The sequence below is a fragment of the Streptomyces sp. NPDC047014 genome (genome assembly GCF_040644195.1).
In the GTDB taxonomy this organism is placed as follows: Bacteria; Actinomycetota; Actinomycetes; order Streptomycetales; family Streptomycetaceae; genus Streptomyces.
This window is the reverse complement of record NZ_JBEYVX010000029.1, coordinates 49182-71328: the sequence shown is the minus strand read 5'-3', so window position 1 is coordinate 71328 and position 22147 is coordinate 49182. Positions and strand designations below refer to the sequence as shown.

General features: G+C 73.5%; 18 protein-coding genes. 7 read left to right on the top strand and 11 right to left on the bottom strand.

Annotated features, from left to right (window positions below; all coding sequences use genetic code 11):
- Window positions 1–1143: helix-turn-helix domain-containing protein (locus tag ABZ873_RS18350; protein ID WP_360872572.1), on the bottom strand; the 1143-nt coding region annotated here is incomplete at its 3' end.
- Between the two features lie 599 nt (window positions 1144–1742).
- On the opposite strand from ABZ873_RS18350, the gene ABZ873_RS18345 reads away from it, so the two are divergent.
- Entirely contained in the window at window positions 1743–3164 is a 1422-nt protein-coding gene (locus ABZ873_RS18345; RefSeq protein WP_360872569.1) for a SpoIIE family protein phosphatase, read from the top strand.
- Between the two features lie 111 nt (window positions 3165–3275).
- On the opposite strand, the gene ABZ873_RS18340 is transcribed toward ABZ873_RS18345, so the two are convergent.
- Window positions 3276–4769, bottom strand: a complete 1494-nt coding sequence (locus ABZ873_RS18340) for a hypothetical protein (protein ID WP_360872566.1) — start codon at window positions 4767–4769, stop codon at window positions 3276–3278.
- A 229-nt stretch (window positions 4770–4998) separates the two neighbouring features.
- Between ABZ873_RS18340 and ABZ873_RS18335 the strand changes: the two genes are divergently transcribed.
- The 3 genes from ABZ873_RS18335 to kstD all read left to right on the top strand — a co-directional run bounded on the left by ABZ873_RS18335 (window position 4999) and on the right by kstD (window position 8570).
- The gene (locus ABZ873_RS18335) at window positions 4999–6123 is read left to right on the top strand and encodes an aminoglycoside phosphotransferase family protein (RefSeq protein WP_360872563.1); all 1125 of its coding nucleotides are present in this window, start codon (window positions 4999–5001) and stop codon (window positions 6121–6123) included.
- A 137-nt stretch (window positions 6124–6260) separates the two neighbouring features.
- On the top strand, window positions 6261–6653 hold the full coding sequence (locus ABZ873_RS18330; protein WP_360872561.1) for an MmcQ/YjbR family DNA-binding protein: 393 nt from the start codon (window positions 6261–6263) through the stop codon (window positions 6651–6653).
- 123 nt (window positions 6654–6776) lie between these two features.
- Window positions 6777–8570 (top strand): 3-oxosteroid 1-dehydrogenase, encoded by a 1794-nt coding sequence (gene kstD, locus ABZ873_RS18325; RefSeq protein ID WP_360872558.1) that lies wholly within the window; start codon window positions 6777–6779, stop codon window positions 8568–8570.
- 41 nt (window positions 8571–8611) lie between these two features.
- Here kstD and ABZ873_RS18320 read toward each other — a convergent pair whose 3' ends face one another.
- From ABZ873_RS18320 to ABZ873_RS18285, 8 genes are all read right to left on the bottom strand, one after another.
- Window positions 8612–9112, bottom strand: a complete 501-nt coding sequence (locus ABZ873_RS18320; protein ID WP_360872556.1) for a hypothetical protein — start codon at window positions 9110–9112, stop codon at window positions 8612–8614.
- A gap of 250 nt (window positions 9113–9362) precedes the next feature.
- On the bottom strand, window positions 9363–12230 hold the full coding sequence (locus ABZ873_RS18315) for an AAA family ATPase (RefSeq protein ID WP_360872553.1): 2868 nt from the start codon (window positions 12228–12230) through the stop codon (window positions 9363–9365).
- Between the two features lie 103 nt (window positions 12231–12333).
- Entirely contained in the window at window positions 12334–12741 is a 408-nt protein-coding gene (locus ABZ873_RS18310; protein WP_360872551.1) for an ACT domain-containing protein, read from the bottom strand.
- A 66-nt stretch (window positions 12742–12807) separates the two neighbouring features.
- The gene (locus ABZ873_RS18305; RefSeq protein WP_360872548.1) at window positions 12808–13047 is read right to left on the bottom strand and encodes a DUF397 domain-containing protein; all 240 of its coding nucleotides are present in this window, start codon (window positions 13045–13047) and stop codon (window positions 12808–12810) included.
- A gap of 120 nt (window positions 13048–13167) precedes the next feature.
- Complete coding sequence (locus tag ABZ873_RS18300) at window positions 13168–14397, bottom strand: thiolase domain-containing protein (protein WP_360872545.1); 1230 nt, start codon at window positions 14395–14397, stop codon at window positions 13168–13170.
- Window positions 14394–15452 (bottom strand): thiolase domain-containing protein, encoded by a 1059-nt coding sequence (locus tag ABZ873_RS18295; RefSeq protein WP_360872542.1) that lies wholly within the window; start codon window positions 15450–15452, stop codon window positions 14394–14396. Before ABZ873_RS18295 ends, ABZ873_RS18300 begins: the two co-directional genes overlap by 4 nt.
- The gene (locus ABZ873_RS18290) at window positions 15452–16420 is read right to left on the bottom strand and encodes an OB-fold domain-containing protein (RefSeq protein ID WP_360872539.1); all 969 of its coding nucleotides are present in this window, start codon (window positions 16418–16420) and stop codon (window positions 15452–15454) included. The genes ABZ873_RS18295 and ABZ873_RS18290 overlap by 1 nt, the downstream gene beginning before the upstream one ends.
- A 150-nt stretch (window positions 16421–16570) precedes the next feature.
- The gene (locus tag ABZ873_RS18285) at window positions 16571–17371 is read right to left on the bottom strand and encodes a crotonase/enoyl-CoA hydratase family protein (RefSeq protein ID WP_360872536.1); all 801 of its coding nucleotides are present in this window, start codon (window positions 17369–17371) and stop codon (window positions 16571–16573) included.
- Window positions 17372–17559: 188 nt separating this feature from the next.
- Here ABZ873_RS18285 and ABZ873_RS18280 point away from each other — a divergent pair, with 188 nt between their 5' ends.
- Entirely contained in the window at window positions 17560–19239 is a 1680-nt protein-coding gene (locus ABZ873_RS18280; protein WP_360872533.1) for an acyl-CoA synthetase, read from the top strand.
- 49 nt (window positions 19240–19288) lie between these two features.
- Here the strand turns inward: ABZ873_RS18280 and ABZ873_RS18275 are convergent, their stop codons facing one another.
- Window positions 19289–20137 (bottom strand): alpha/beta hydrolase, encoded by an 849-nt coding sequence (locus ABZ873_RS18275; protein WP_360872531.1) that lies wholly within the window; start codon window positions 20135–20137, stop codon window positions 19289–19291.
- A gap of 115 nt (window positions 20138–20252) precedes the next feature.
- Here ABZ873_RS18275 and paaK point away from each other — a divergent pair, with 115 nt between their 5' ends.
- Together paaK and ABZ873_RS18265 are read left to right on the top strand one after the other, a co-directional pair.
- Window positions 20253–21569: a phenylacetate--CoA ligase PaaK gene (paaK, locus tag ABZ873_RS18270; RefSeq protein WP_360872528.1), complete on the top strand. Its 1317-nt coding sequence runs from the start codon at window positions 20253–20255 to the stop codon at window positions 21567–21569.
- A 59-nt stretch (window positions 21570–21628) separates the two neighbouring features.
- Entirely contained in the window at window positions 21629–21985 is a 357-nt protein-coding gene (locus tag ABZ873_RS18265; RefSeq protein WP_360872525.1) for a hypothetical protein, read from the top strand.
- The last annotated feature ends 162 nt before the right edge of the window (window positions 21986–22147 follow it).

Sequence of the window (22147 nt, the reverse complement as noted above, 5' to 3'; positions counted from 1 at the left end):
GGCGCCGCGGGGCGGCGCGGGCGTGGCCGGGGTCAGCCGCAGGGCCAGGGACAGAGCGGCCTGGTCGGCCAGGCGCGCGAGGTCCACCCCGAGCAGGGTCTCGACCAGCCGGAGCCGGGCCGCCAGGGTGTTGCGGTGGATCTTCAGCAGGCGGGTGGCGTGCGAGGTGAAGTTGAGCCAGGCGTGCAGGGTGGCGCGCAGCTCCTGGGCGCCCGGGTCCTGCGGGCGCCGGGGCTCATGGGTGTGCAGCGGCGCGAGCAGGTCCCGCGCCCAGCCCGCGCCCACCGCGTGGGCCACGAGCTCCAGCTCGGGCCCGGGGCCGAAGCGCGCGTGCCGCTCCCCGCGGCCCCGGGCGACGGCCAGGGCGTGGAACGCCTGGGTGTAGGCGGCCGGGGCCTGACTCAGCGCCAGTTCCCCGCTCACCCCGACCGCGCAGTCCGGGGCCACCGCCGTCAGCGCCGCGGCCAGGGCGTCGTCCTCGGCGGTGGACCCCGGGCCGGCCGGGACGAGCACGATCAGGTGCTGGACGTAGACCGGGCAGCGCACGATCCACGCCCGGCCGCCCGTCAGTTCCTGGCACAGCCGGGTCACTTCGGCGCGCTGCCCGGTGCGGCACTCGGCGACGTACATCCGCATCGGGTCGGGCAGCGGCGGGCGCAGCGCCTCGGCTATCTGGTGGGCGGTGGAGAGCCGGCCGTTCATCAGCAGGTGCAACACGGCCTCGCGGGCCCGCGATTCGGCGACGGCGGCCCGCTCCTCCCGGCACGCGGCCCCCTCGGCGCGCAGGACGAGGTCCAGCGGTACGGCGGCGTCGGCGAGCAGCGCGGCCGCGTCGGGCCGGTGCGGCACGGGGAGTACGGCGGCCAGCGCGCGCCCCGCGTCCAGCGCGAACACCAGCGTGGCGGAACCGGATCCGGAGAACACGGCCGAGCGCACCCCGCGGGCGGCCATCTCGGCGGCCCCGCGCACGGCGGTCTCGGGAACGGCGGCCTCCGGCGCCGCCAGGCCGGATTCCGCTGTCAGCGCGGGCTCCACGACCCCGGTCCAGCCGCCGAGGCGGGTGGTGAGCCATGCGACGAGGGCGGCCGATCCGCCCGTGTGGGCGAGCCGGTGAAGTCGGAGGATGTCGTCGGACCGGGACACCGCCGCATTCAACCACCCGCCGCACACTGTGCGACGAGGTACCCCTCCCCGCCGGTCACGGGGCAGGGCGAAACCTGCGCGGGGCGCGGGCGGCGCATACCTTTGGCCATGTGCGGCAGGGTCCCGGTGTCCACGGGGGAAAGACCGGGGCCCGCCGCCGCTCTCCCCTCCCGGATAGGTACGTAAATGCCGGGCGGCTCCGGCGGTAGACAGGTTCCCGCCGTACCGCCTCCCAGGGGCTCACTCTTTCGGGGGTATTGCGGGGCGGGCGGGGCACTGCCCGTCCGGGTGAACACGCGCGCCGGAACGCCCTGTTCCGTTCGGCCGTACGATCGAGCCGACGCCCGGCGGCGGCTCGATTCCGGCCGCGCCTCCCGGGGTTCCGCTTCCGTCACCGGAGGCGGGGCCCCCGGCCGCCGGGAAGCGCCCTGACCGGATTCATTCGCACGCGGCGCAGGGCCCGTACGCCTGAGGCATATGCCGAAAGCATGAACGTAGCGGATGTTGCCAAACGCCTTACACGGTGTCGCCGCCTGTGCAACAGTCGTTACCGGTCCTTCCTTCAGACTTGGCCGTGCCGCGCCTGTATCGGAGTCCTCATGCCGTCCCACCTGTTCGCGGACCGTCCCGCGCAGCCGCCCGAGCCGGCATCCGTGGACGCGCTGATCTCGCAGACCCGGCGCCTCCGGGGCGATGTGGACGCCGTCCGCCGCGACACCGTCGTGGATGACGACGACGCCCAGGGCCGCTGGCAGCGCGCCCTGTGCGACCTCGCCGTCCACCAGCTGGACGACCTCCGCGCACACCTGGGCCAGCTCAAGGAGGGCCTGCCGCCCGCGCCCGAGCCCACCGGCTTCCCGCAGCCCGCCCCCGAGACGGTGTACGAGGCGCAGACCCGGGTCGGCAGCGCCGAATGGAACCTGCTCACCGACGAGGTCACCTGGTCCGACGAGCTGTTCCAGATCTTCGGCCGCTCCCCGGAGGCGGGCGCCCTCCCCCTCGACGAACTGGGCTCCACCCTGTTCTCCGAGGACCAGCCGCTGCTCACCGCGTGGGTCACCGCCTGCCTGGTGGACGGCAAACCGATCGACGGCGAGTTCCGCATCGTCCGGGCCGACGGCCGCGTCCGGACGCTGCACATGAGGGGCGAGCCGGTCCTCGACTCCGACGGCTGCGCCGCCTCCATGTGGGCGGTGCTCCGGGACGTGAGTGAACTGCGGCGGAGCCAGCGCGCGGTGCGCGAGTCCCGTGACTCGCTGCAACGCCAGCGGGAGATCGCGCAGACCGAGCACCGGCTTGCGGTCGAGCTGCAGGAAGCCGTGCTCCCCCCGTGGCGCGGCTCCCTGCGGTTCCCGCACCATGACGCGGGCGCCCTCGATGTCGCCGCGCACTACCTCCCTTCGGCCTCCAGCGCCCTGATCGGCGGCGACTGGTACGACGCCCTCGAACTCCCCGACGGCAGCTCGATGCTGACGGTCGGTGACCTGACCGGGCACGGCGTGACCGCCACCTCCGGGATGGCGATGATGCTCGGCGCCCTGCGCGGCATGGCCATGGCGGGGATCGAGCCGGGCCCGCTGATGGGCTGGCTCAACCAGCTGCTGGAGAACTCCGTGCAGCCCGCCCTGGGCTCCGCCGTCTGCTGCCGCTACGACCCCGCCCGCCAGGTGCTGTCCTGGGCGCAGGCGGGCCACCCGGCGCCCCTGCTGTTCCGCCGGGGCACGGGCCGCTGCCTCACCCCCCCGGAGGGCGTGCTGCTGGGCGCGACCCCCGGAGCCTCCTACGGGCAGGCCGAGGAGCGTCTGGAGCCGGGCGACCTGCTGGTCCTGCACACCGACGGACTGACCCCGCGCAGCATCGAGTTCAGCCAGGCGGACGGCATCGAGCGGCTGCTCGCGCTGGCCCCCCGGCTGTCGGTGGCCCGGTCGGCGCAGGACTGCGTACGGCTCGTCGTCGAGGAGTTCGGTGAGGGCGAGCGGGAGGACGACGCCTGCGTGCTCGTCGCCCGCGTCGGCGGGTAGCGGGGCGGGCCGCCGGCGCACAGCCGGTGGTCGTCAGGGCTGTCGCCGTCAGGGCCATCACCGTCAGGGCTGTCGGGGCCGCGCCGGAGGGCGCGGCCTTCCCCGTGCGGCCTACACCCCCGTGGCACGGCGCGGACCCGGGCTGTCGGGGAGGGCGAGCTTGATCTCCTCGCGCAGGTCCTCGATGCGCGCGTAGCCGGCGTACTGGGTGGTGAGCCGGTACATCTCGCGCAGCCGGTCCCAGGTCCGGTGCGAGGAGGTCTCGTTCATGGAGACCAGCGCCAGCCGGGCGTAACGGTCGGCCTGTTCGGGCTCATTGGCGATGAAGCAGGCCGAGGCCATGGAGATGTAGTCGAAGATCTGCGAGCGCTGATAGCCCTCGCCGCGCAGCCGCAGGGCCTCCTTGGCATGGCGGGCCGCGACCGGCGCCGCAGCGGCGTCGTGGTCGGCGAGGGTGCGGTAGGCGAGGGCCTGCATGCCGTGCAGGTCGGCCTCGTCGAAGTGCTGCATCCAGCTCGGCGGCGGCACGTCCCCCTTGTCGGAGACGAACAGCTCCTCCGCCTCGCCCAGGGTGCGGCGCATGGCCTGCCCCTTGCCCATGGCCGCCTGCGCCCACGCCTCGATGGTGTGCAGCATGGCGCGGGTGCGCGGCAGGGTCTGCTCGCCCGAGCCGGACTGGGCCAGCTTCATCAGGTCCAGCGCCTCGTTCGGCTTGCCGAGGTGGACCATCTGGCGGGCCGCGCGGGACAGCGCCTCGCCGGCGCGCGGGCGGTCGCCGCCCTCGCGGGCCGCGTGGGCCGCGATGACGAAGTACTTCTGCGCGGTGGGTTCCAGGCCGACGTCGTGCGACATCCAGCCCGCGAGCACCGCCAGGTTGGCCGCCACCCCCCAGAGCCGCCGTTGCAGATGGTCGGGGTGGTGGTAGGCCAGCATCCCGCCGACCTCGTTGAGCTGGCCGACGACGGCCTTGCGCTGGAGGCCGCCGCCGCGGGAGGCGTCCCAGGCGCGGAACACCTCCACGGAGCGCTCCAGGGCCTCGATCTCCTGGGAGCCGATGGGCGCCGCCTCGTAGCGGTCGAAGCCCGCCTGCTCGGCCTGGAGGGTGCCCCCGACGCGCAGGGGTGCCGCCTTCGCCACGGCGGGGTCGGTGTGGAGCCAGTCGTACATGGCGTTGGTGAGGGCGGAGCCGGCGGTGAGCACCGCGCCCGCGCCCATCAGACCGCGACGGTTGAGCATGAGGTCCATTCCCGTGAATTCGGTGAGGACCGCGGCTGTGCGTTCGGGCGCCCAGGGCATGCCGTCGGGGTTCTCGCGAGCCCCGTCAGGCTGCCGTCCGGAGGTGCGCCGCTGCCGTACGAACCCGAGGTCCTCGATGGTCACGACACGACCGAGCCGCTCGGTGAACAGTGCTGCCAGTACCGTGGGCACCGGTTCGCGGGGACTCTCCCCCATGTCGATCCAGCGCCGCACCCGCGAGGTGTCGGTGGCCAGTTGCGGGTGGCCCATGGCCGCCGCCTGCCGGTTCACCATCCTCGCCAGTTCGCCCTTGGACCAGCCGGCCAGGCCGAACAGGTCGTTCAGGCGGGTGTTTGGACCTTTGCTCACGTCAAGCCCCCAGGTTCTCGGCTGAGTTGACAGTAGCCCGCCGTCAGATGCCCAGCGACTATTCGCCAGGCTTCGCCAGGGCACGCCCGATGGTTCGCCACCTCGCGCCGGGTGTCAGGTAGGAATGCGCCTCCCCGCCCCGGTCACCGGCGGAACTCCCCAGGGTGAAGCAGGGGATCGGCGGGGTGGCGTACGCAACTCGTCGGCGCACGAAGGGATCCGTATCACCATGTACGCAGCAACGTCCTCCGTGTCCGCCCCGGTCCGGTCGCACCGCACCCTCCCGGCGGGCGGCGGTCCCTACCTCGAACCCGGCCGTCCGGCCGGCGCGGTGCAGGGCGCCGTACGGGCCCGGCGGCTGCCCGGAGCCGGGTCGCAGCCCGTCAGCGGCAGAATCGACCTCTCGGGGCCGCAGGGGGCGCAGCTGCGCACCGCGCTGGCCTCGGTGCAGCGGATCTGTCCGGAGTTCGCACCTGTACAGGTCCTCCGGCGCAGCGGCCGGTCGGTGCTCCTGGTGGGCACCACCGGGCGGCTGACCGCCGTGGCGAAGGTTTTACTGGACCACTCGCCGGCCTGGCGTGAGCGGTACCAGCACGAAATAGCGGCATACCGGGCGTTCGTCCGGCACCGCCCGCCGGTCCGGGTGCCCCGGCTGATCGCGGCCGACCCCGAGAACTGCACGCTCGTGGTGGAGCGGATGGCGGGCCGGGTCGCGGCGCTCCAGCGGCACCCGGTGGAGCCGCCCCCCGGCGCCGACCTGCGGGCCGCGCTGGGCGCGGTGCGCCAGGTGAACCGGTGGGAGGCACCGGCCGACCTGTTCGGTACGCCGATGAACTACGCGCGCCGGATCGCGCGCGACTACGAGCTGGGGCTGCTCACCGACCGGGACCTGGGCGACCTCCAGAAGCTCCTGCACGGGGTGAAGCTGTCGGGTACGCCGCTGCAGTTCAACCATGGTGACGCGCTGCTGTCGAACCTGCTGCTGTCCCCCGCCGGGCCGGTGCTGCTGGACTGGGAGCACGCGGGCTGGTACCTGCCGGGCTACGACCTGGCCACCCTGTGGACGGTGCTCGGGGACGCCCCGGCGGCCCGCGCCCAGATCAGCCGGCTGGCCCAGGCGGCCGGACCGGCGGCGCGGGACGCGTTCCTGGTGAATCTGATGCTGGTGCTCACCCGTGAGATCCGGATGTCCGAGACGGCGGTCCAGCGCTCCATGCTGGCGACCGCCCCGTCCCAGCCGCTGCCGGCGGGCGCCCTGTCCTCCGGCGAGGAGCAGCGGCTCCTCCTCCGCCGCCTGCACGACGACGCGGGCATGGCCCGTCGCGCGGTCCGCGCGGCGGTAGGCACCCGCTGACCCCCTGCCCGCCTCCCCGCCTCCCCGAACGCGAAGCCCCTTGGCCCCCACCGCCAGGGGGCTTCGCCCCTTCCGGGGCCCGGCCGTCCGCCCGGGGCTCCGTTAGCGTGGAGGGGGACGACCGACGGGAGGCGCTGATGAAGCCCGGAGTGCGCACGTGGGAGGCGGTACGGGCGTTCGCCCTCGCCCTGCCGGAGGCGGTGGAGGACCATCCCTGGGGTCCCGAGGACTGCGTGGTCAAGGTGAACAAGAAGATCTTCGTCTTCCTGGGGAACACCGACGGGCCGCAGCCGCCCGGTCTGTCCGTCAAGCTCAAGGACGAGGCCCTGCACGGGCACGCCATGGCCGCGCCGGGGGCCGCGCCCACCGGGTACGGGCTGGGCCGGTCGGGCTGGGTGTCCGTGCCGCTGGCGGAGAAGGGTGCGCCCTCCGCGCAGGTGCTGTGCGAGTGGGTGGAGGAGAGCTACCGTACGGTCGCCCTCAAGCGGCAGGTGAAGGAGCTGGACGCGCGGATCGCCGCCGGCGACTGAGGGGCGGGAACCGGGGCCCGGGTGCGGGATGGCTTGACATCACATGATCCCCCGAACACCTTTTCTGACTCAGCATCAGATGTGCTGAGTCCTGCCCCCGGCCCGATCCGCTGGAGCCTGCCCATGTCCGCGAGCGCTTCCCGTACACCCTCCGCCGCCCTTCCCTCCAGACGTGCGGTGATCGCCGGTACCGGGGCCGGGGTCCTCGCCTCCGCCATGCTGCCCTCCGCCCGCGCGCGGGCCGCCGCGGGCCGGGAGGGGCCTCCGCTCGGCGAGTACGACGTGGTCGTGGTCGGGTCCGGGGCCGCCGGGATGACCGCCGCGCTCACCGCCGCCCGGCGCGGGCTGAGCGTGCTGGTGGTGGAGAAGGCCCCCACCTTCGGAGGATCCGCCGCGCGCTCCGGGGCCGGGATCTGGCTGCCGAACAACTCGGTGATCCTCGCCGCCGGGGTCCCGGACACCCCGCAGAAGGCGTCCGCGTACCTCTCGGCCGTGGTCGGGCCCGAGGTGCCGGCCGACCGCCAGGCGGCGTTCCTGGCCCACGGCCCCCGCATGCTCGACTTCGTCATGGCACACAGCCCGCTCGGCTTCCGCTTCATGGACGGCTACAGCGACTACTACCCGAACCTCCCCGGCGGCCTCCCCAACGGCCGCTCCATCGAGCCCGACCAGCTCGACGGCCGCCTCCTCGGCCCCGAACTGGCCCGGCTGAACCCGGCGTACATGCCCGTCCCGGCCGGGATGGTCGTGTTCAGCCAGGACTACAAATGGCTGAACCTGGCCGCGGTGAGCGCCAAGGGCCTCGCCGTCTCCACCGAATGCCTGGCGCGCGGTACGAAGGCGGCCCTGCGCGGCGAGAAGCCGCTGACCATGGGCCAGGCCCTGGCGGCGGGCCTGCGGGTCGGGCTCCAGCGCGCGGGGGTCCCCGTATGGCTGAGCAGCCCCCTGGTGGACCTGGTCCAGGAGGGCGGCGCGGTCACCGGGGTGGTGGTGGAGAAGGAGGGCGTCCGGGGTGTCGTACGGGCCCGGCGCGGGGTGATCGTCGGCTCGGGCGGCTTCGAGCACAACGCGGCGATGCGCGCCCGCTACCAGCAGCAGCCGATCGGCACGCAGTGGTCGGTCGGCGCGAAGGAGAACACCGGCGACGGGATCCTGGCCGGGCAGCGGGCCGGGGCCTCGCTGGCGCTGATGGAGGACGCCTGGTGGGGGCCGTCGATCCCGCTGCCGGGCGAACCCTACTTCTGCCTCGCCGAGCGCACCCTCCCCGGCGGCCTGATCGTGAACGCGCACGGCACCCGCTTCGTGAACGAGGCCGCGCCGTACAGCGACGTGGTGCACGTGATGTACGAGAAGGACCGCGGGGCCCCCGGCTCGCACATCCCCGCCTGGCTGATCGTGGATCAGAACTACCGCAACCGCTACCTGTTCAAAGACATCCTGCCGACGCTCCCCTTCCCTGAATCCTGGTACGAGGCGGGCGCGGCGAAGAAGGCATGGACCTGGGACGCGCTGGCCGGCCAGATCGGGGTCCCGGCGGGCGCGCTGCGGGCCACGCTGTCCCGGTTCAACGCGCAGGCGTGGAGCGGGACCGACCCCGACTTCCACCGGGGGGACACGGCGTACGACCACTACTACACGGACCCGGCGGTACGCCCGAACTCCTGCCTGGCGCCGGTCTGGGTGCCGCCGTTCCACGCCTTCCGGATCGTGCCGGGCGATCTGGGCACGAAGGGCGGGATCGTCACGGACGCCCGTGCCCGCGCCCTGCGGCCGGACGGCTCGGTGATCCGCGGCCTGTACGCGGCGGGCAACGCCAGCGCCGCGGTGATGGGGCACAGCTACGCGGGCGCCGGGTCGACGATCGGTCCCGCGATGACCTTCGGCTATGTCGCGGCGAACGACATCGCGGACACGTGAGGTGACGGGGCGGTTCCGGGCCGGTACGGCCGGCCCGGGGCTCAGCCCTGCTGGAAGAGCTCGGCCGGGAGCGGCTTGAGCAGGGCGTACAGGTCGTCGGTGATGGGGCGGTCCCAGCTGGCGATGGTGACCAGCACGTTGTCGCTGCGGTCGAACTGCACGCAGGAGATGCGGGACTCCGAGAGCTTGATCTTGCGGACGATGAGGAGGTTGTCGCCCTGCATGACGGGGCAGTCCTCGACGCCGGTGACCTCGACGTCCTCGTCGTTCTCCAGTGCGTCGAGGAGCTGGGCCACCTCGAAGGGCACCTCGCCCTCGACGAGCTCCCGGGCCGGGGAGCCCTCGGGGAGGTTTCCGATGATCATCGCGGGGCCGCGTCCGCCGAAGAGGTCGTAGCGGAGGAAGACACCCTGGCAGCTGCCGTCGGGCGCGGGCAGCAGCCCGGCCCCGAGATTGCCCGGCCAGTCCCCCGGGTCCATGGCCAGGACATCGAAGTCCGGGCCGGCGGGTGTGGCGGCGCGGTGGCGGCGGAGGAAGGACATGCCGCCATGGTACGTGGCCGCGCGGGTTTTCCGGGCCGGGGCCCCCGCATCCCCCACCGCGCCCGGGCGAACCCGGCCGGGCCCGCCTAGGCCGTCCCTTCCGGATCTTGCCGGGCCCGCGCTGCCCGGCACCGCACCTCCCCGCGTTGTCGGGGCACCCGAGTGCGTCCAGTACACGGGAGCCCCTCCGCCTTGCGATGCACGGCACCGGACAACGCGGGCTGACCCGACAAGATCCGGACGAGACGCCCTAGCGGGCGTACGTCTCCAGCGCCGCCGGGAGGCCCTGGAGGTTGGTGCCGAGTTTGCGGCAGGCCGCGGAGAGCTCCCAGTCGGGCCCCTGGATCAGCCGGCGGTACTCGTCCGGTCCGGGCTCGGCCCCGGCCGCCCGGCGCGCGGCCAGCAGCTCCCGCTCGGTGAGCCCGTCCGTGGGCGCCGAGGCCCCGGGGCAGGCGGCGCCGAGCGCGAGCAGGGTCTCGGTGGTCCGCGCGACGAGCCCGTCCGCCCCGCACTCCCGTGCCGTGACCACGGCGGCCGTCAGCAGATCGGGGTCGCGCAGCTCCGTGCCGAGCGCGGCCAGCGCCTGGGCCAGCTCGTACCCGGCGGGCGATGCCGAGAGCAGGGTGACCGCCTCGCGCAGCAGGGCGGGCCGCTCCTCCGGCGGGGCGGCCTGCGCCGCCACGCGCAGGGCCTGCCCGAGGGCCGAGGGGGCGCCGAAGGCGCGGGCCCGGCGGACGGCGTCGGCGGCGAGCTCGCGGGCCCGCTCCGGTTCCTCCGCGGCCACGGCGCGGGCCAGGTGGAGCTGCCAGGGGCACCAGGCCGGGTTCTGGATGCCGCGCGGGGTCAGCCGCCGGTCCACGGCTTCGAGTTCGGCGACGGCGGCCCGCACCTCGCCGCGGGCCAGGAGGAGTTCGGCGTAGACGGTCTGGGAGTCGGGGAAGACCACGGCCGCCGGGAAGGGGCTGCCGAACTCGTGCTCCCGGGCCAGCTCCCCCGCCTCCTCGGCGCGGCCCCGCGCGAGCAGGGTGGTGATGAGGATGGCGATGGCGTACCAGTGCACCGGGGTACGCCGGCCCACGCGCTCGGCGAGCCGCAGCCCGGAGCGGGCCAGTTCCTCGGCCTCCACGAGGCGGCCGCGGCGGTAGCGGATGTAGGCGCGCAGGCTGTAGGCGAAGGAGAGGTGCGCCCCGTGCCAGCCCTGCCGCTCGAACTCGGCGGTGCCCGCCTCGAACAGCTCCTCCGCGCGGCCGGGCCGGTCGGCGTACATATGGACCATCGCGACGAGCACCGGGACCTCGAAGCCGCGGTCCTCGTGGGCCCAGCTGAACGGCTGCTCCAGGACGCGTCCGGCGTGGTGCAGGACCACGTCCACCGGTTCGCCGCGCAGGCAGGCGTCCCAGGCGCGCAGGCCGATGACGTACCGCTCGGTGAGATCGCGGCCGGTGAGCCGGTCCGCGAGCTTGGCAAGGCGCCGGGAGCGGGCCGGGGAGTCGGTCTCGGCGGCGTTGAAGGCGTCCCACATGAACTGCTCGGACTGCAGGCGCAGCCGGGCGCGTACGTCGGCGGTGTGGGGGATCTCCCGGGCGAGGGATTCGGAGGCTTCGGCGAGGCGGTCGCTGTGCGAGAGGACCTGCGCGAGCCGGATGACGATGCCCTGGCGCAGGGCCGGGTCGTCGAAGGGCTCGGCGAGGGCGGCGCGCAGGTGGTTGACGGTGGTGGCGGGCTCGGTGAGCAGGGAGGAGCAGCCCAGTTCATAGAGGACGGCGGCGCGCTCGTCGAAGTCCGGCGGTTCCCGCAGGGCGCGGGCGAGCTGGCGGCGGGCGGCCTCGGGGGCGCCGGCCCGCAGGTTCTCGGCGGCGGCCTCGCGCAGGACGCGTACCACCCAGGGGTCGTTCTCCGGGTGGGTCTCCAGCAGGTGGCGGGCGGCGGCCGAGGAGCCGAGTCCGGCGTCGACCACGGCCGCCGCGGCCTTCCCGTGGAGGGCGACGCGCAGGGCGTCGGGTATGGCCCGGTAGATGGCGGTGGCGATGAGCGGGTGGACGAACTCCAGGCCGGTCTCGGGCCCCTGCTCCGGCGCGGTGCCCGCGGCGGCGGAGAGGATGCGGGCCTCGCGCAGCCGCCAGGTGGCGGACGCGGCCTCCTCGATGCCGAGGGCGGCGACCCGGGCGGCGATGTCCTGCGGGATGGCGGTGCCGAGCACGGCGCAGGCCCAGGCGAAGCGGACGGTGGAGGGGCCCAGGCGTTCCAGGCGGGTGACGAGTCCGCTGCCGCGCTGGGCGGCGGCGAGGTCGGCGAGCTGCGGGGCGTTGGCCGCGACGGGCCGCAGCCCGGTGCCGCGGACCTTGGCGGTGAGTTCGACGGCCTCGAAGGGGTTGCCGGCGGTGACGGCCCATGCCTCGTGGCAGAAGGCGTCCTCCGCGTGCTCGCCGAGGGAGTCCCGGACGAGCGCGGCGACGGCGGCCGGCGTGAGCGGGGCCAGGGGCAGCGGGCGCTGTCCCGCGCGGCCGGGGAGCGTACGGAAGGCGTCGGCGTGCGCGGGGAGTTCGTCGGGGCGGTAGGCGACGACGAGCAGCAGCGGAAGGTGTTCGGCGCGCGGGGCGAAGGCGGCGAGCCAGCTCAGCGACTCGGGGTCGGCCCAGTGGGCGTCGTCGAGGACGAGGGTGACGGGGGCGCGTTTGACGACGAGGTGGGTGAGCACCCAGTCGAGTCCGTCGCGCAGGCCCTGCGGGTCGGGCGGGGCGCCCTGCTCGGGCGCGCAGAGGCCGAGGGCGGGGCCGACGATGGAGTACCAGCCGCCGAGCGCGGCCCGCAGTTCCTGCTCGGAGGTGCCGGCGAGCTGGGGCTGGATGAGCTGGCGGGCCACGTGGAAGGGCTGGCTCTGCTCCTGTTCGCCGCCGCGGGCGGCGAGGACGGTGCAGGAGCGGGCCTGGGCCCGGCGGCGCAGCTCGGCGAGCAGGGTGGTCTTGCCGAGGCCGGCGGGGCCGGAGAAGGCGAGCAGGGCGCCGCCGCCGGCCTCCGGAGCGGAGCCCGTGAGCTGTTCCAGGGCCTCGTCGACGAGGGCGAGTTCGGCCTCGCGTTCGACCATGGTGCGCCGTATGCGGGCCCGGCGGTCCGTCATGGCTGGTACCCCCCATACGTGTTCGGGGGGTTCAGCGTACGCCCGCGCGCGGGCCGGTGGTTCCCGCTGCCGGAAAGAATCCGATCTTCTTACCGGGAGGGCTTCAGTCCTGTAGGGAGCGGGCCGCGAGGGCTTCGAGGACGGCCACGGCCTCGGCGGCCCGCTCGGCCGGTACGAAGAGGTGATCGTGGTGGTATCCGGCGATGACGTTGCAGCTCAGGCCGTGGGCGCCGAGTTCGGCGGCGAAGGCGGCGGTGAGGCCGACGGCGTCGAGGGCGGAGTGGATCCGCAGGGTGATCCAGCCGGCGGTGTAGTCGTAGCCGAGCCCGGCGGCGTCGGCCTCCTCCCGCCGCAGGACGAGGGTGAGGCCCTCGGGCTCCAGGACGGTGGCGACGGGGGCGGTCCCGGCGGGGACGGTGGTGCCGGGCACGGTGCAGAACACGTACGCGCCGTCGTTCAGCTCGGGCCGCATCCCGCTCAGCAGGGCCCGCAGGTCGCTCTCTCCGCTCATCCGGCCAGCGTACCGAGCACCGCGACGGCCACGCCGCGGGCCCGGCCCCCATCCGCCGGGCTGCCCCTACGTGAGGTCGAACTCGCCGCCGCGGGCGCCGCGTACGAACTGGTGCCACTCGTCCGGCGAGAAGATCAGCGAGGGGCTGCCGGGGCGTTCGCTGTTGCGCATCGCGATGAACCCCTCGACGAAGGCGATCTGGACGTCACCCGCTCCCCGGCTGCTCGACTGCCAGTCCGCCCCGCTGAGATCGATCTCCGGCTTCCCCCAGCCGGCGAGGGGCTGTGAAGTCATGCTCTCGGCCACGTGCGTGCTCCTCCCGGTACGTCGTCCGGGGCCAACAGTAACCATCGCGGCGCGTGCCGCACAGGCCACGGTGCGTCACCCGTGACCGGTACGGCACCCGTGCCGCGCGGGCGGTCCTGGTCAGCGCACCGGTTCCTCCGCCCCCACCAGCCAGATCGCGAAGAACTGCGAGCCGCCTCCGTAGGCGTGTCCCAGGGCCCGGCGGGCTCCCGGTACCTGGTGCTCCCCGGCCCGGCCGCGCACCTGGAGGGCGGCCTCCGCGAAGCGGATCATGCCGGAGGCGCCGATCGGGTTGGTGGACAGGACCCCGCCGGAGGGGTTGACCGGCAGGTCCCCGTCCAGTTCGGTGGCCCCGGCCTCGGTGAGCTTCCAGCCCTCGCCCTCCTCGGCGAAGCCCAGGTTCTCCAGCCACATCGGCTCGTACCAGGAGAACGGTACGTACATCTCCACCGCGTCGATCTCCCGGCGCGGGTCGGTGATCCCGGCCTGGCGGTAGACGTCGGCGGCGCAGTCCTTGCCCGCCTGCGGGGAGACGAAGTCCTTCCCGGCGAAGAGCGTGGGCTCGCTGCGCATCGCGCCGCCGTGCACCCAGGCGGGCGGGTGCGGGGAACGGGCCGCGCCCGCCCGGTCGGTGAGGACCATCGCGCAGGCCCCGTCGGAGGAGGGGCAGGTCTCGGAGTAGCGGATCGGGTCCCACAGCATCGGCGAGGACTGGACCTTCTCCAGGGTGATGTCGTGCTCGTGGAGGTGCGCGTAGGGGTTCTTGAGCGCGTTGCGCCGGTCCTTGTACGCGACCAGGGATCCGACGCTGTCCGGCGCGCCGGTGCGCCGCATGTACGCGCGCACGTGCGGGGCGAAGAACCCGCCGGCCCCGGCCAGCAGCGGCTGCTGGAAGGGCACGGGCAGGGAGAGGCCCCACATGGCGTTCGATTCGGACTGTTTCTCGAAGGCGAGGGTGAGCACCGTGCGGTGGACGCGGGCCGCGACCAGGTTCGCGGCGACGAGCGCGGTGGAGCCGCCGACCGAGCCGGCCGTGTGCACGCGCAGCATCGGCTTGCCGACGGCGCCGAGCGCGTCGGCGAGGTACAGCTCGGGCATCATCACGCCCTCGAAGAAGTCCGGGGCCTTGCCGATGACGACCGCGTCGATGTCCGCCCAGGTCAGCTCGGCGTCGGCGAGGGCGCGTACGGCCGCCTCGCGGACGAGTCCGGCGATGGACACGTCGTGGCGGGCGGCGACGTGCTTGGTCTGGCCGATCCCGACGACGGCCACGGGCTCCTTGCCGGATGCGCGGGAGGTGCCGGATGTGGCGGAGGTGCCGGGTGCGCGGGGTGTGCCGGATGTGCTCATGCGGGGTCCCCTTCCAGGACGGCGACCAGGTTCTGCTGGAGGCAGGGGCCGGAGGTGGCGTGGGCGACGGCCCGGTCGGAGGCCCCGCGGTGGATGCGGGCGGCGGCCTCGCCGATGCGGATCAGGCCGGCCGCCATCATCGGGTGGGCGGCGAGGGCTCCCCCGGAGGGGTTGACGGTGACCTCCTCGCCGAGCCGGAGCGCCTTGCGGAGCACCACCTCCTGGGAGGAGAAGGGCGCGTGCAGTTCGGCGGTGTCCACGGGCGCGTCGAAGACCCCCGCGCGCTCGGCCGCGATACGGGTGGACGGGGAGTCGGTGAGGTCGCGCAGCCCGAGGCCGTGCGCCTCGATGCGGTGGTCGATACCGGTGATCCAGGCGGGCCGCGCGCACAGCCGCCGGGCCGTGTCCCCGGCGGCGAGGATCACGGCGGCGGCCCCGTCCCCGATGGGCGGGCAGTCCCCGGTGCGCAGCGGCCGTACCCGGTAGTCGCCCTGCGCGACGGCGCCGCGGAGCTGGGCGTGCGGGTTGTCCGCTGCGGCGGCCCGGCTGCGGGCGCCGATGGCCGCGAGGGCGGGCTCGTCGGTCTCGCCCGCGTCGATGAGCGCCTGCGCCTGGAGGGCGGCGAGGGCCACGGAGTCGGGCCAGAGGGGGGCGAGGTAGTAGGGGTCGAGCTGCCGGGTGAGGACATCGCGTACGGAGCCGGGTGAGGACTTGCCGTACGCGTACACGAGCGCGGTGTCGGCCTCGCCGGTCTGGATCTTGACCCAGGCTTCGTGGAGGGCCCAGGCGCCGTCCATCTCGACGTGCGATTCGGAGATGGGCGGCCAGGCGCCGACGCCGTCGAGGGTCATGGTGAAGGAGAAGGCGCGGCCGGCGAGGTAGTCGCTGGAGCCGGAGCAGGTGAATCCGATCTCCCCGGCCTTGAGTCCGGTGGCGTCGAGCACCCGGTGGAGGACGGGCATCAGCATCTCGACCTCGCTGAGCTCGTCGGTGCGGCGCAGGTGGTCGCTCTGGGCGAAGGCGACGACGGCGACGTCGCGGGCGTGCGCGGGCATCAGATGAGCTCCTTGTACGCGTCGTAGTCGGCGTCGGGCTCGCCGGTGGGGCGGTAGTGGTCGGGGTAGCGGCCGCCCTCGGTCCAGACCGGTTCCACGCGCAGGCCCATGCGGACCTGGTCGTAGGGGATGCCGCCGATCCGGCCGTGGAGGGCCAGGCCGGCGCCGTCGAGGGCGATGTGGGCGTAGACGTAGGGGACTTCGATGTCGAGGTTCTTGGCCTTGATGTTGACGATGCAGAAGGTGGTGACGGTGCCGGCGGGCCCCACCTCCACCCGGTCGGTGGTGGCGACCCCGCAGGTGGGGCAGGCGCCGCGGGGCGGGACGTACACCTTGTGGCAGGAGGGGCAGCGCTCACCGACGGTGCGGCGCTCGGAGAGGGCGTTGATGTACGCGGTCTGGGCGCGGCCGGGGCTGTAGGTGTAGTCGAGACGGGCCTCGGCGACGATGCCGGTGACGGGGTCCGCGAAGAGGCCGTCGTGGGGCGTGGGGTCGGAGGTGGGGTCGGCGGGGCCGTCGTGGGGCTCGAAGCAGGCGATGTCGGTGATGGCTCCGAGGCGTTCGCCGGCCCATCGGACGCGGACGCGCGTGCCGGTGCGGACGGCGTCGGGGCCGGGGGCGTCGAGGGCGTGGAGCAGGGCGGTGTCGGCACCGTCGAGCCGGACCAGGACCCAGGCGAAGGGGGTGCTCAGCGGCTGGCCGGGGCGGGGGTGGTCGTTCCACGCCCAGGTGGTGACGGTGCCGGTGGCGGCCACCTGGACCAGCTCACGTACCTCTTCGGAGGTGACGGGGTCGTATTCGACGGGCGGTACGACCACCCGGCCGTCGTGGGCCCGCACCCCGAGGACGACGCGCTCACGCAGCCCGCTGAGGAAGGCGCTCTGCACGGGCCCGAGGGACCGGGTGAACGGGAACTCGACGACGAGCGGCGCGCGGAGCACACCATGCGGGGACGCGGCTGCGGTCATGACTGCCTCTCGATTGCTCCGGACGACGGGGGTGGTGGCGCGTGCGGGTGAGGCGGGACGGGGTGGGGCGGGACGGGGCGGGCTGAGGGTGGGGCGGTATGCGGGGCGGGGGCTTCGTACGGGGCGGGGCTTCGTGCCGGGCGGCCGGGGCTACTCGCGGCGGTAGTGCGGGGGCCGTTTTTCGGCGAAGGCGCGTGCGCCCTCCTTGGCGTCGGCCGTGTCGAAGACCGGCCAGCCCCGCACCAGTTCGGAGGCCAGCCCCTCCCGCTCCGTCATCTCGGCGGTCTCGTAGACCGACGCCTTCACCGCCTCCACGGCCAGCGGCCCGCAGGCGTTGACCTCCTCGGCGATCTCCAGCGCGGCGTCCAGCGCCGTCCCGTCCGGCACCACCCGCCCGATCAGGCCGATCCGCTCCGCCTCCGCGGCCGAGTACGGGCGCCCCGTCAGCAGCATCTCCAGTGCGTGCGTACGCGGGATCTGCCGTGGCAGCCGTACCGTCGAGCCCCCGATGGGGAACAGTCCCCGCCGGACCTCGAACAGCCCGAAGGTCGCCCCCTCCCCCGCCACGCGGATGTCCGTACCCTGCAGGATCTCCGTACCGCCGGCCACGCAGTAGCCCTCCACCGCCGCGATCACCGGCTTGCGCGGCCGGTGGTGGCGGAGCATCGCCTTCCAGTGGAGGTCGGGATCGCCCTTGAGCCGGTCGCGGTACTGGTCGCCGCCCAGCCCCTTGCCCGCCAGCGCCTTGAGGTCCATCCCGGCGCAGAAGTCCCCGCCCGCCCCGGTGAGCACCACGGAGCGGATCCCCTCGTCGGCGTCCGCCTCCAGCCATCCGTCGTACAGGCCCACCAGCAGCGGCAGCGAGAGCGCGTTCTTCGCCTCGGGTCTGTTCATCGTGAGCACCAGCGTGGCGCCGCGGCGTTCCACGCTCAGGTGTTCCGTCCCACCCATTGCCGTCCTCCCGTCTCAAGACCTAGAACAGGTTGCAGTAGGGGCGGGTGCAGTTCAATAGTTTTCTGACAGTCAGTCAGATTGTTTCGCCGGCACCCTTCCCACTTACCGGCCGCGACGCTCTAATGACCGCCGGAACAGATCCGCCACGGGGCCATCCATCAGGACGTTCGGGGTCAGGAGGAACGGTGGAGTACAACCTTGCCGACCTGTTCGAGTCGGTCGTGGACGCGGTCCCGGACCGCGAGGCCCTGGTGTACGTGGACCACCCCGGCACCGGCGCCGAACGCCGCCTCACCTACGCGGAGCTGGACTCCGCCGCCAACCGGATCGCCCACCACCTGCTCGACAGCGGCCTCAAGCCCGGCGAGCACGTGGGCCTGCACCTCTACAACGGCATCGAGTACTTGCAGACCGTTCTGGCCTGCCTCAAGGCCCGCCTGGTCCCGGTGAACGTCAACTACCGTTATGTGGAGGAGGAGCTGGTCTACCTCTACAACGACGCCGACCTCGCCGCCCTCGTCTTCGAGGGCGAGTTCACCGGGCGCGTGGCCGCCGCCCTGCCCAAGACACCGGCGCTCCGGCACCTGGTCCGCGTCGGCGCGACCCCCGAGGGCGCGCCGGAGCCCGCGATCGCGCCGGTCTCGTACGCCGCCGCCGAGGCGGCCGGGTCCCCCGGGCGCGGCTTCCCGCCCCGCAGCCCCGACGACCTGTTCATCATCTACACCGGTGGCACCACCGGCATGCCCAAGGGCGTCATGTGGCGGGCCGAGGACCTCTTCTTCGCCGGGCTCTTCGGCGGGGAGCCCTCGGGCGAACCGGTGCGCCGCCCGGAGGAACTGGCCGAGCGGGCCGCGGCGCGCGGCGCGGGCCTCACCTTCTTCCCGGCGCCCCCGCTGATGCACGGGACGTCGACGCTGACCTCCTTCATCGCCTTCAACTACGGGCAGCGCGTGGTCATCCACCGCAAGTACGCGCCCGAGGAGGTGCTGCGCACCATCGAGAAGGAGAAGGTGTCGAGCGTGTCGCTGGTCGGTGACGCGATGCTGCGGCCGCTCATCGACGCGCTGAACGGCCCGCTGCGCGGGACCGACCTGTCCTCGCTGTTCAGCGTCTCCTCGTCGGGGGCGATCATGTCGGAGACGGTGCGCGCGGAGTTCCAGCGGCTGGTGCCGAACGTCCTGCTCCTGAACAACTTCGGCTCCTCCGAGTCCGGTTCCAACGGCCGCGCCACGGACGACTCCGGCCCGGAGAAGGGCTTCCGGCTGGAGGTCAACGACCGTACGCGGGTGGTGGATCCGGTGACCTACGAGCCGGTGGCGGTGGGCGAACCGGGCCGGCTCGCGCAGCGCGGCCATGTGCCGCTCGGCTACTACAACGACCCGGCGAAGACGGCCGAGACCTTCTTCCAGAAGGACGGGCAGCGCTGGGTCCTGCTCGGGGACATGGCGACGGTCGACGAGCAGGGCATCGTCACGGTCCTCGGGCGCGGCTCGCAGTGCATCAACACGGGCGGCGAGAAGGTGTATCCGGAGGAGGTCGAGCAGGCGCTGAAATCCCATCCGGACGTGTACGACGCCCTGGTGGCGGGCGTCGCGGACCCGACCTGGGGCAGCCATGTGGCGGCGGTGGTCCAGGTCCGGGCGGGCGCCGAGGCCCCGACGCTGGACGAGATCCGCAGCCACTGCCGGAGCCGGCTGGCGGGGTACAAGATCCCGCGGCAGTTGGTGATCGCGCCGGCGATCCAGCGCTCGCCGAGCGGCAAGGCGGACTACCGGTGGGCGAAGTCGGTGGCGACGGAGGCGGACGCGGGGGCGGGGGCCGGGGCGGACGCGGGGGCGGGGGCGGACGCGGGGGCGGCGGGCTGAGGAGTGCGGGGAGGCCCGTGGCCCTGCTCCGGGCCTCCCCTCTCCCGGCTCAGGTCCCGGTGGCGAGGAAGCGCTCGACGCGCTCCGCGAAGGCGGCCGGGTCGTCCAGCCACGGGAAGTGGGCGGTGGCCGGCAGTACGTCGAGCAGCCCGGCCGGGAAGGCGTCCGCGATCCGCGCCGCGAGGGCGGGCGGCGGGTTGCCGTCCCAGGCGCCCGCGAGGACCAGCACCTCGCCGGTCAGCGCGCGCAGGGCGGCGCGGGTGGCGGGCGGGTCGAAGGCGCCGGGGGCGGTGAAGGCCGCGGCCGCCTTTTCGCTCTGCTCGTGCTCGCCCGCGGCGTAGAAGGCGCGGGCGGCCTCGTCCCAGCGGCCGTGGAAGAGGGGCGCGGCGCGGTCCCAGTCCTCGTCGGTGTCGGCGCCGCCGAGGATGCGCTCGTAGGCCGCGATGGCCGTGTCGTACGGCTCGCTGCCCGCCCGGAGCCGGGCCGCGGTCAGCCGGTCCTCCGGGGTGCCGCCGAGGTCGAGGGCCCGCGCGGTGGGGGTGACCAGGACGGTGCGGCCGAGGCGGCGGGGGTGGGCGGCCGCGTAGAGCATGAGGAGATTGCCGGCGGCGGAGTGGGCCAGGACATCCATGCGCTCCAGGCCCAGGTGGTCGCGGAACGCCTCCACGTCCGCGACCTGGTGGTCGACGCGGTAGGTGGACTCGTCGGCGGGCACCTCGGAGTCGCCGGTTCCGCGCAGGTCGAGGAGGATCAGGGTGCGGGCGGCGGTCAGTCCTCCCAGGTCACCGAGGTAGCGCGAGGCGCGCATGGGACCGCCGGGGAGGACTACGAGCGGCGGGCCTTCGCCGCGGATGTGGTAGGCGAGTTCGGTCCCGTCAGGGGCTGTGAAGGTGGGCATGGGGCCATCACAACAGACGATCACTCGTTCGAGTCATTGATTTCACCTGCGGAGACCTGGCAATCTACCGAATGATCGGTCGGTTCTCCGGGGCTACTCACGATGAGGTGACGACATGGCGGCGCAAGCGGAATTCCACGACGAGGGCGAGCGGCTGAGCCGCGACGAGCTGGCCGCCCTGCAGCTGCGGCGTCTGCGCGCCACCCTGCACCGGGTGTACGAGAGAGTGCCCTTCTACCGGAACGCCTTCGACAAGGCCGGCGTGCACCCGGACGACTGCCGCTCCCTCGCGGACCTCGCCCTGTTCCCCCTGACCACCAAGGCCGACCTGCGCGACCAGTACCCCTTCGGGATGTTCGCCGTACCGCGCCCGGAGGTGCGCCGCCTGCACGCCTCCAGCGGGACCACGGGCCGCCCGACGGTCGTCGGCTACACCGACGGCGACCTCTCGGTCTGGTCCGACGTCGTCGCCCGCTCCCTGCGCGCGGCCGGCGCCCGCCCGGGGCAGATCGTCCACATCGCCTACGGGTACGGCCTGTTCACTGGCGGCCTGGGCGCCCACTACGGCGCGGAACGCCTCGGCTGCACGGTCGTCCCGGCCTCGGGCGGCATGACGGACCGCCAGGTCCGCCTGATCCAGGACTTCCGCCCGGAGGTCATCATGGTCACGCCTTCCTACATGCTGACCCTCCTCGACGAGATGGAACGCCAGGGCATAGACCCGCGCACCACCTCCCTGCGAACGGGCATCTTCGGCGCCGAGCCGTGGACGGAGGAAATGCGCCGGGAAATCGAAGAGCGCCTGGCCATAGACGCGGTGGACATCTACGGCCTCTCGGAAATCATCGGCCCCGGAGTCGCCCAGGAAAACGCGACAACCAAAGACGGCCTGCACATCTGGGAAGACCACTTCTACCCAGAAGTAATCGACCCCTTCACAGGCGCGGTCCTGCCGGACGGCGAGCCCGGCGAACTGGTCTTCACCTCCCTCACCAAGGAGGCCATGCCCCTCATCCGCTACCGCACCCGCGACCTGACCCGCCTGCTCCCCGGCACGGCCCACCCGGCGTTCCGCCGCATGGAGAAGATCACCGGCCGCAGCGACGACATGATCATCCTGCGCGGCGTGAACCTCTACCCGACCCAGATCGAGGAAATCCTCCTCCGCACCCCCGCCCTGGCCCCCCACTTCCAACTCCGCCTCACCCGCGAGGGCCGCCTGGACACCCTGACCATCCGCGTGGAATCCCGCCGCGACACAGACACCCCCACCCGCGAAGCAGCGGCAGCGGAAGTAACCCGGGCGGTAAAAAACAGCATCGGCGTCTCGGTCCGCGTAGAGGTAGTGGCCCCGGAAACCCTGGAACGCTCCGTAGGCAAAATCAAACGCCTCATAGACCTCCGCGACAGCCCGGAGCCCCCTACGGCGTAGCCACGGCGGCCGACGGCAGCTGCCCGGCGTGCTCATGTGACTGCCATGCTCCGGACCACGTGGAAAGCCTCTGGGCAAGCCTGGAATCCACCGAGGATCCATCATGGCCGCGCAGCCTCGGGGTGCACCTGCACGAGTGCGACCTCGGGCAGTACCGGGACCTGCGCTTCGCGGGGCACATCGGGGAACGGTTCGGCGTGGACGTCCTGTGCGGCACCGATCCTTCCCTCGTCGATGCGGACCCCCATGATCCGTACCACGCCCTTGCTCTGGTCGGCGGCCGCTGGTACCTGGCCGGCACCGCCGCCACGCGGCTCATGGGGGCGTACACGGTGTATGACGCCGACGGTCTCCGGGAGGAGCCGGGCGACGAGCCCGTCCGCCTGATCCGGCCGGTCGCGGTCGACACAGGCTGAGCAGCGCACGGGTCTGACGAACGGCAGGCGCAGGAGGCCACTTGAACAGGAAAAACGCAACTTCGACATGACCGCCGCAGGCCGCTACCTTCACCCGTCCGTGGGCAATCGCCCCCAACCACAACGGAGTTCCGTCAGCCCATAGGCCGACCCCTACCTCAG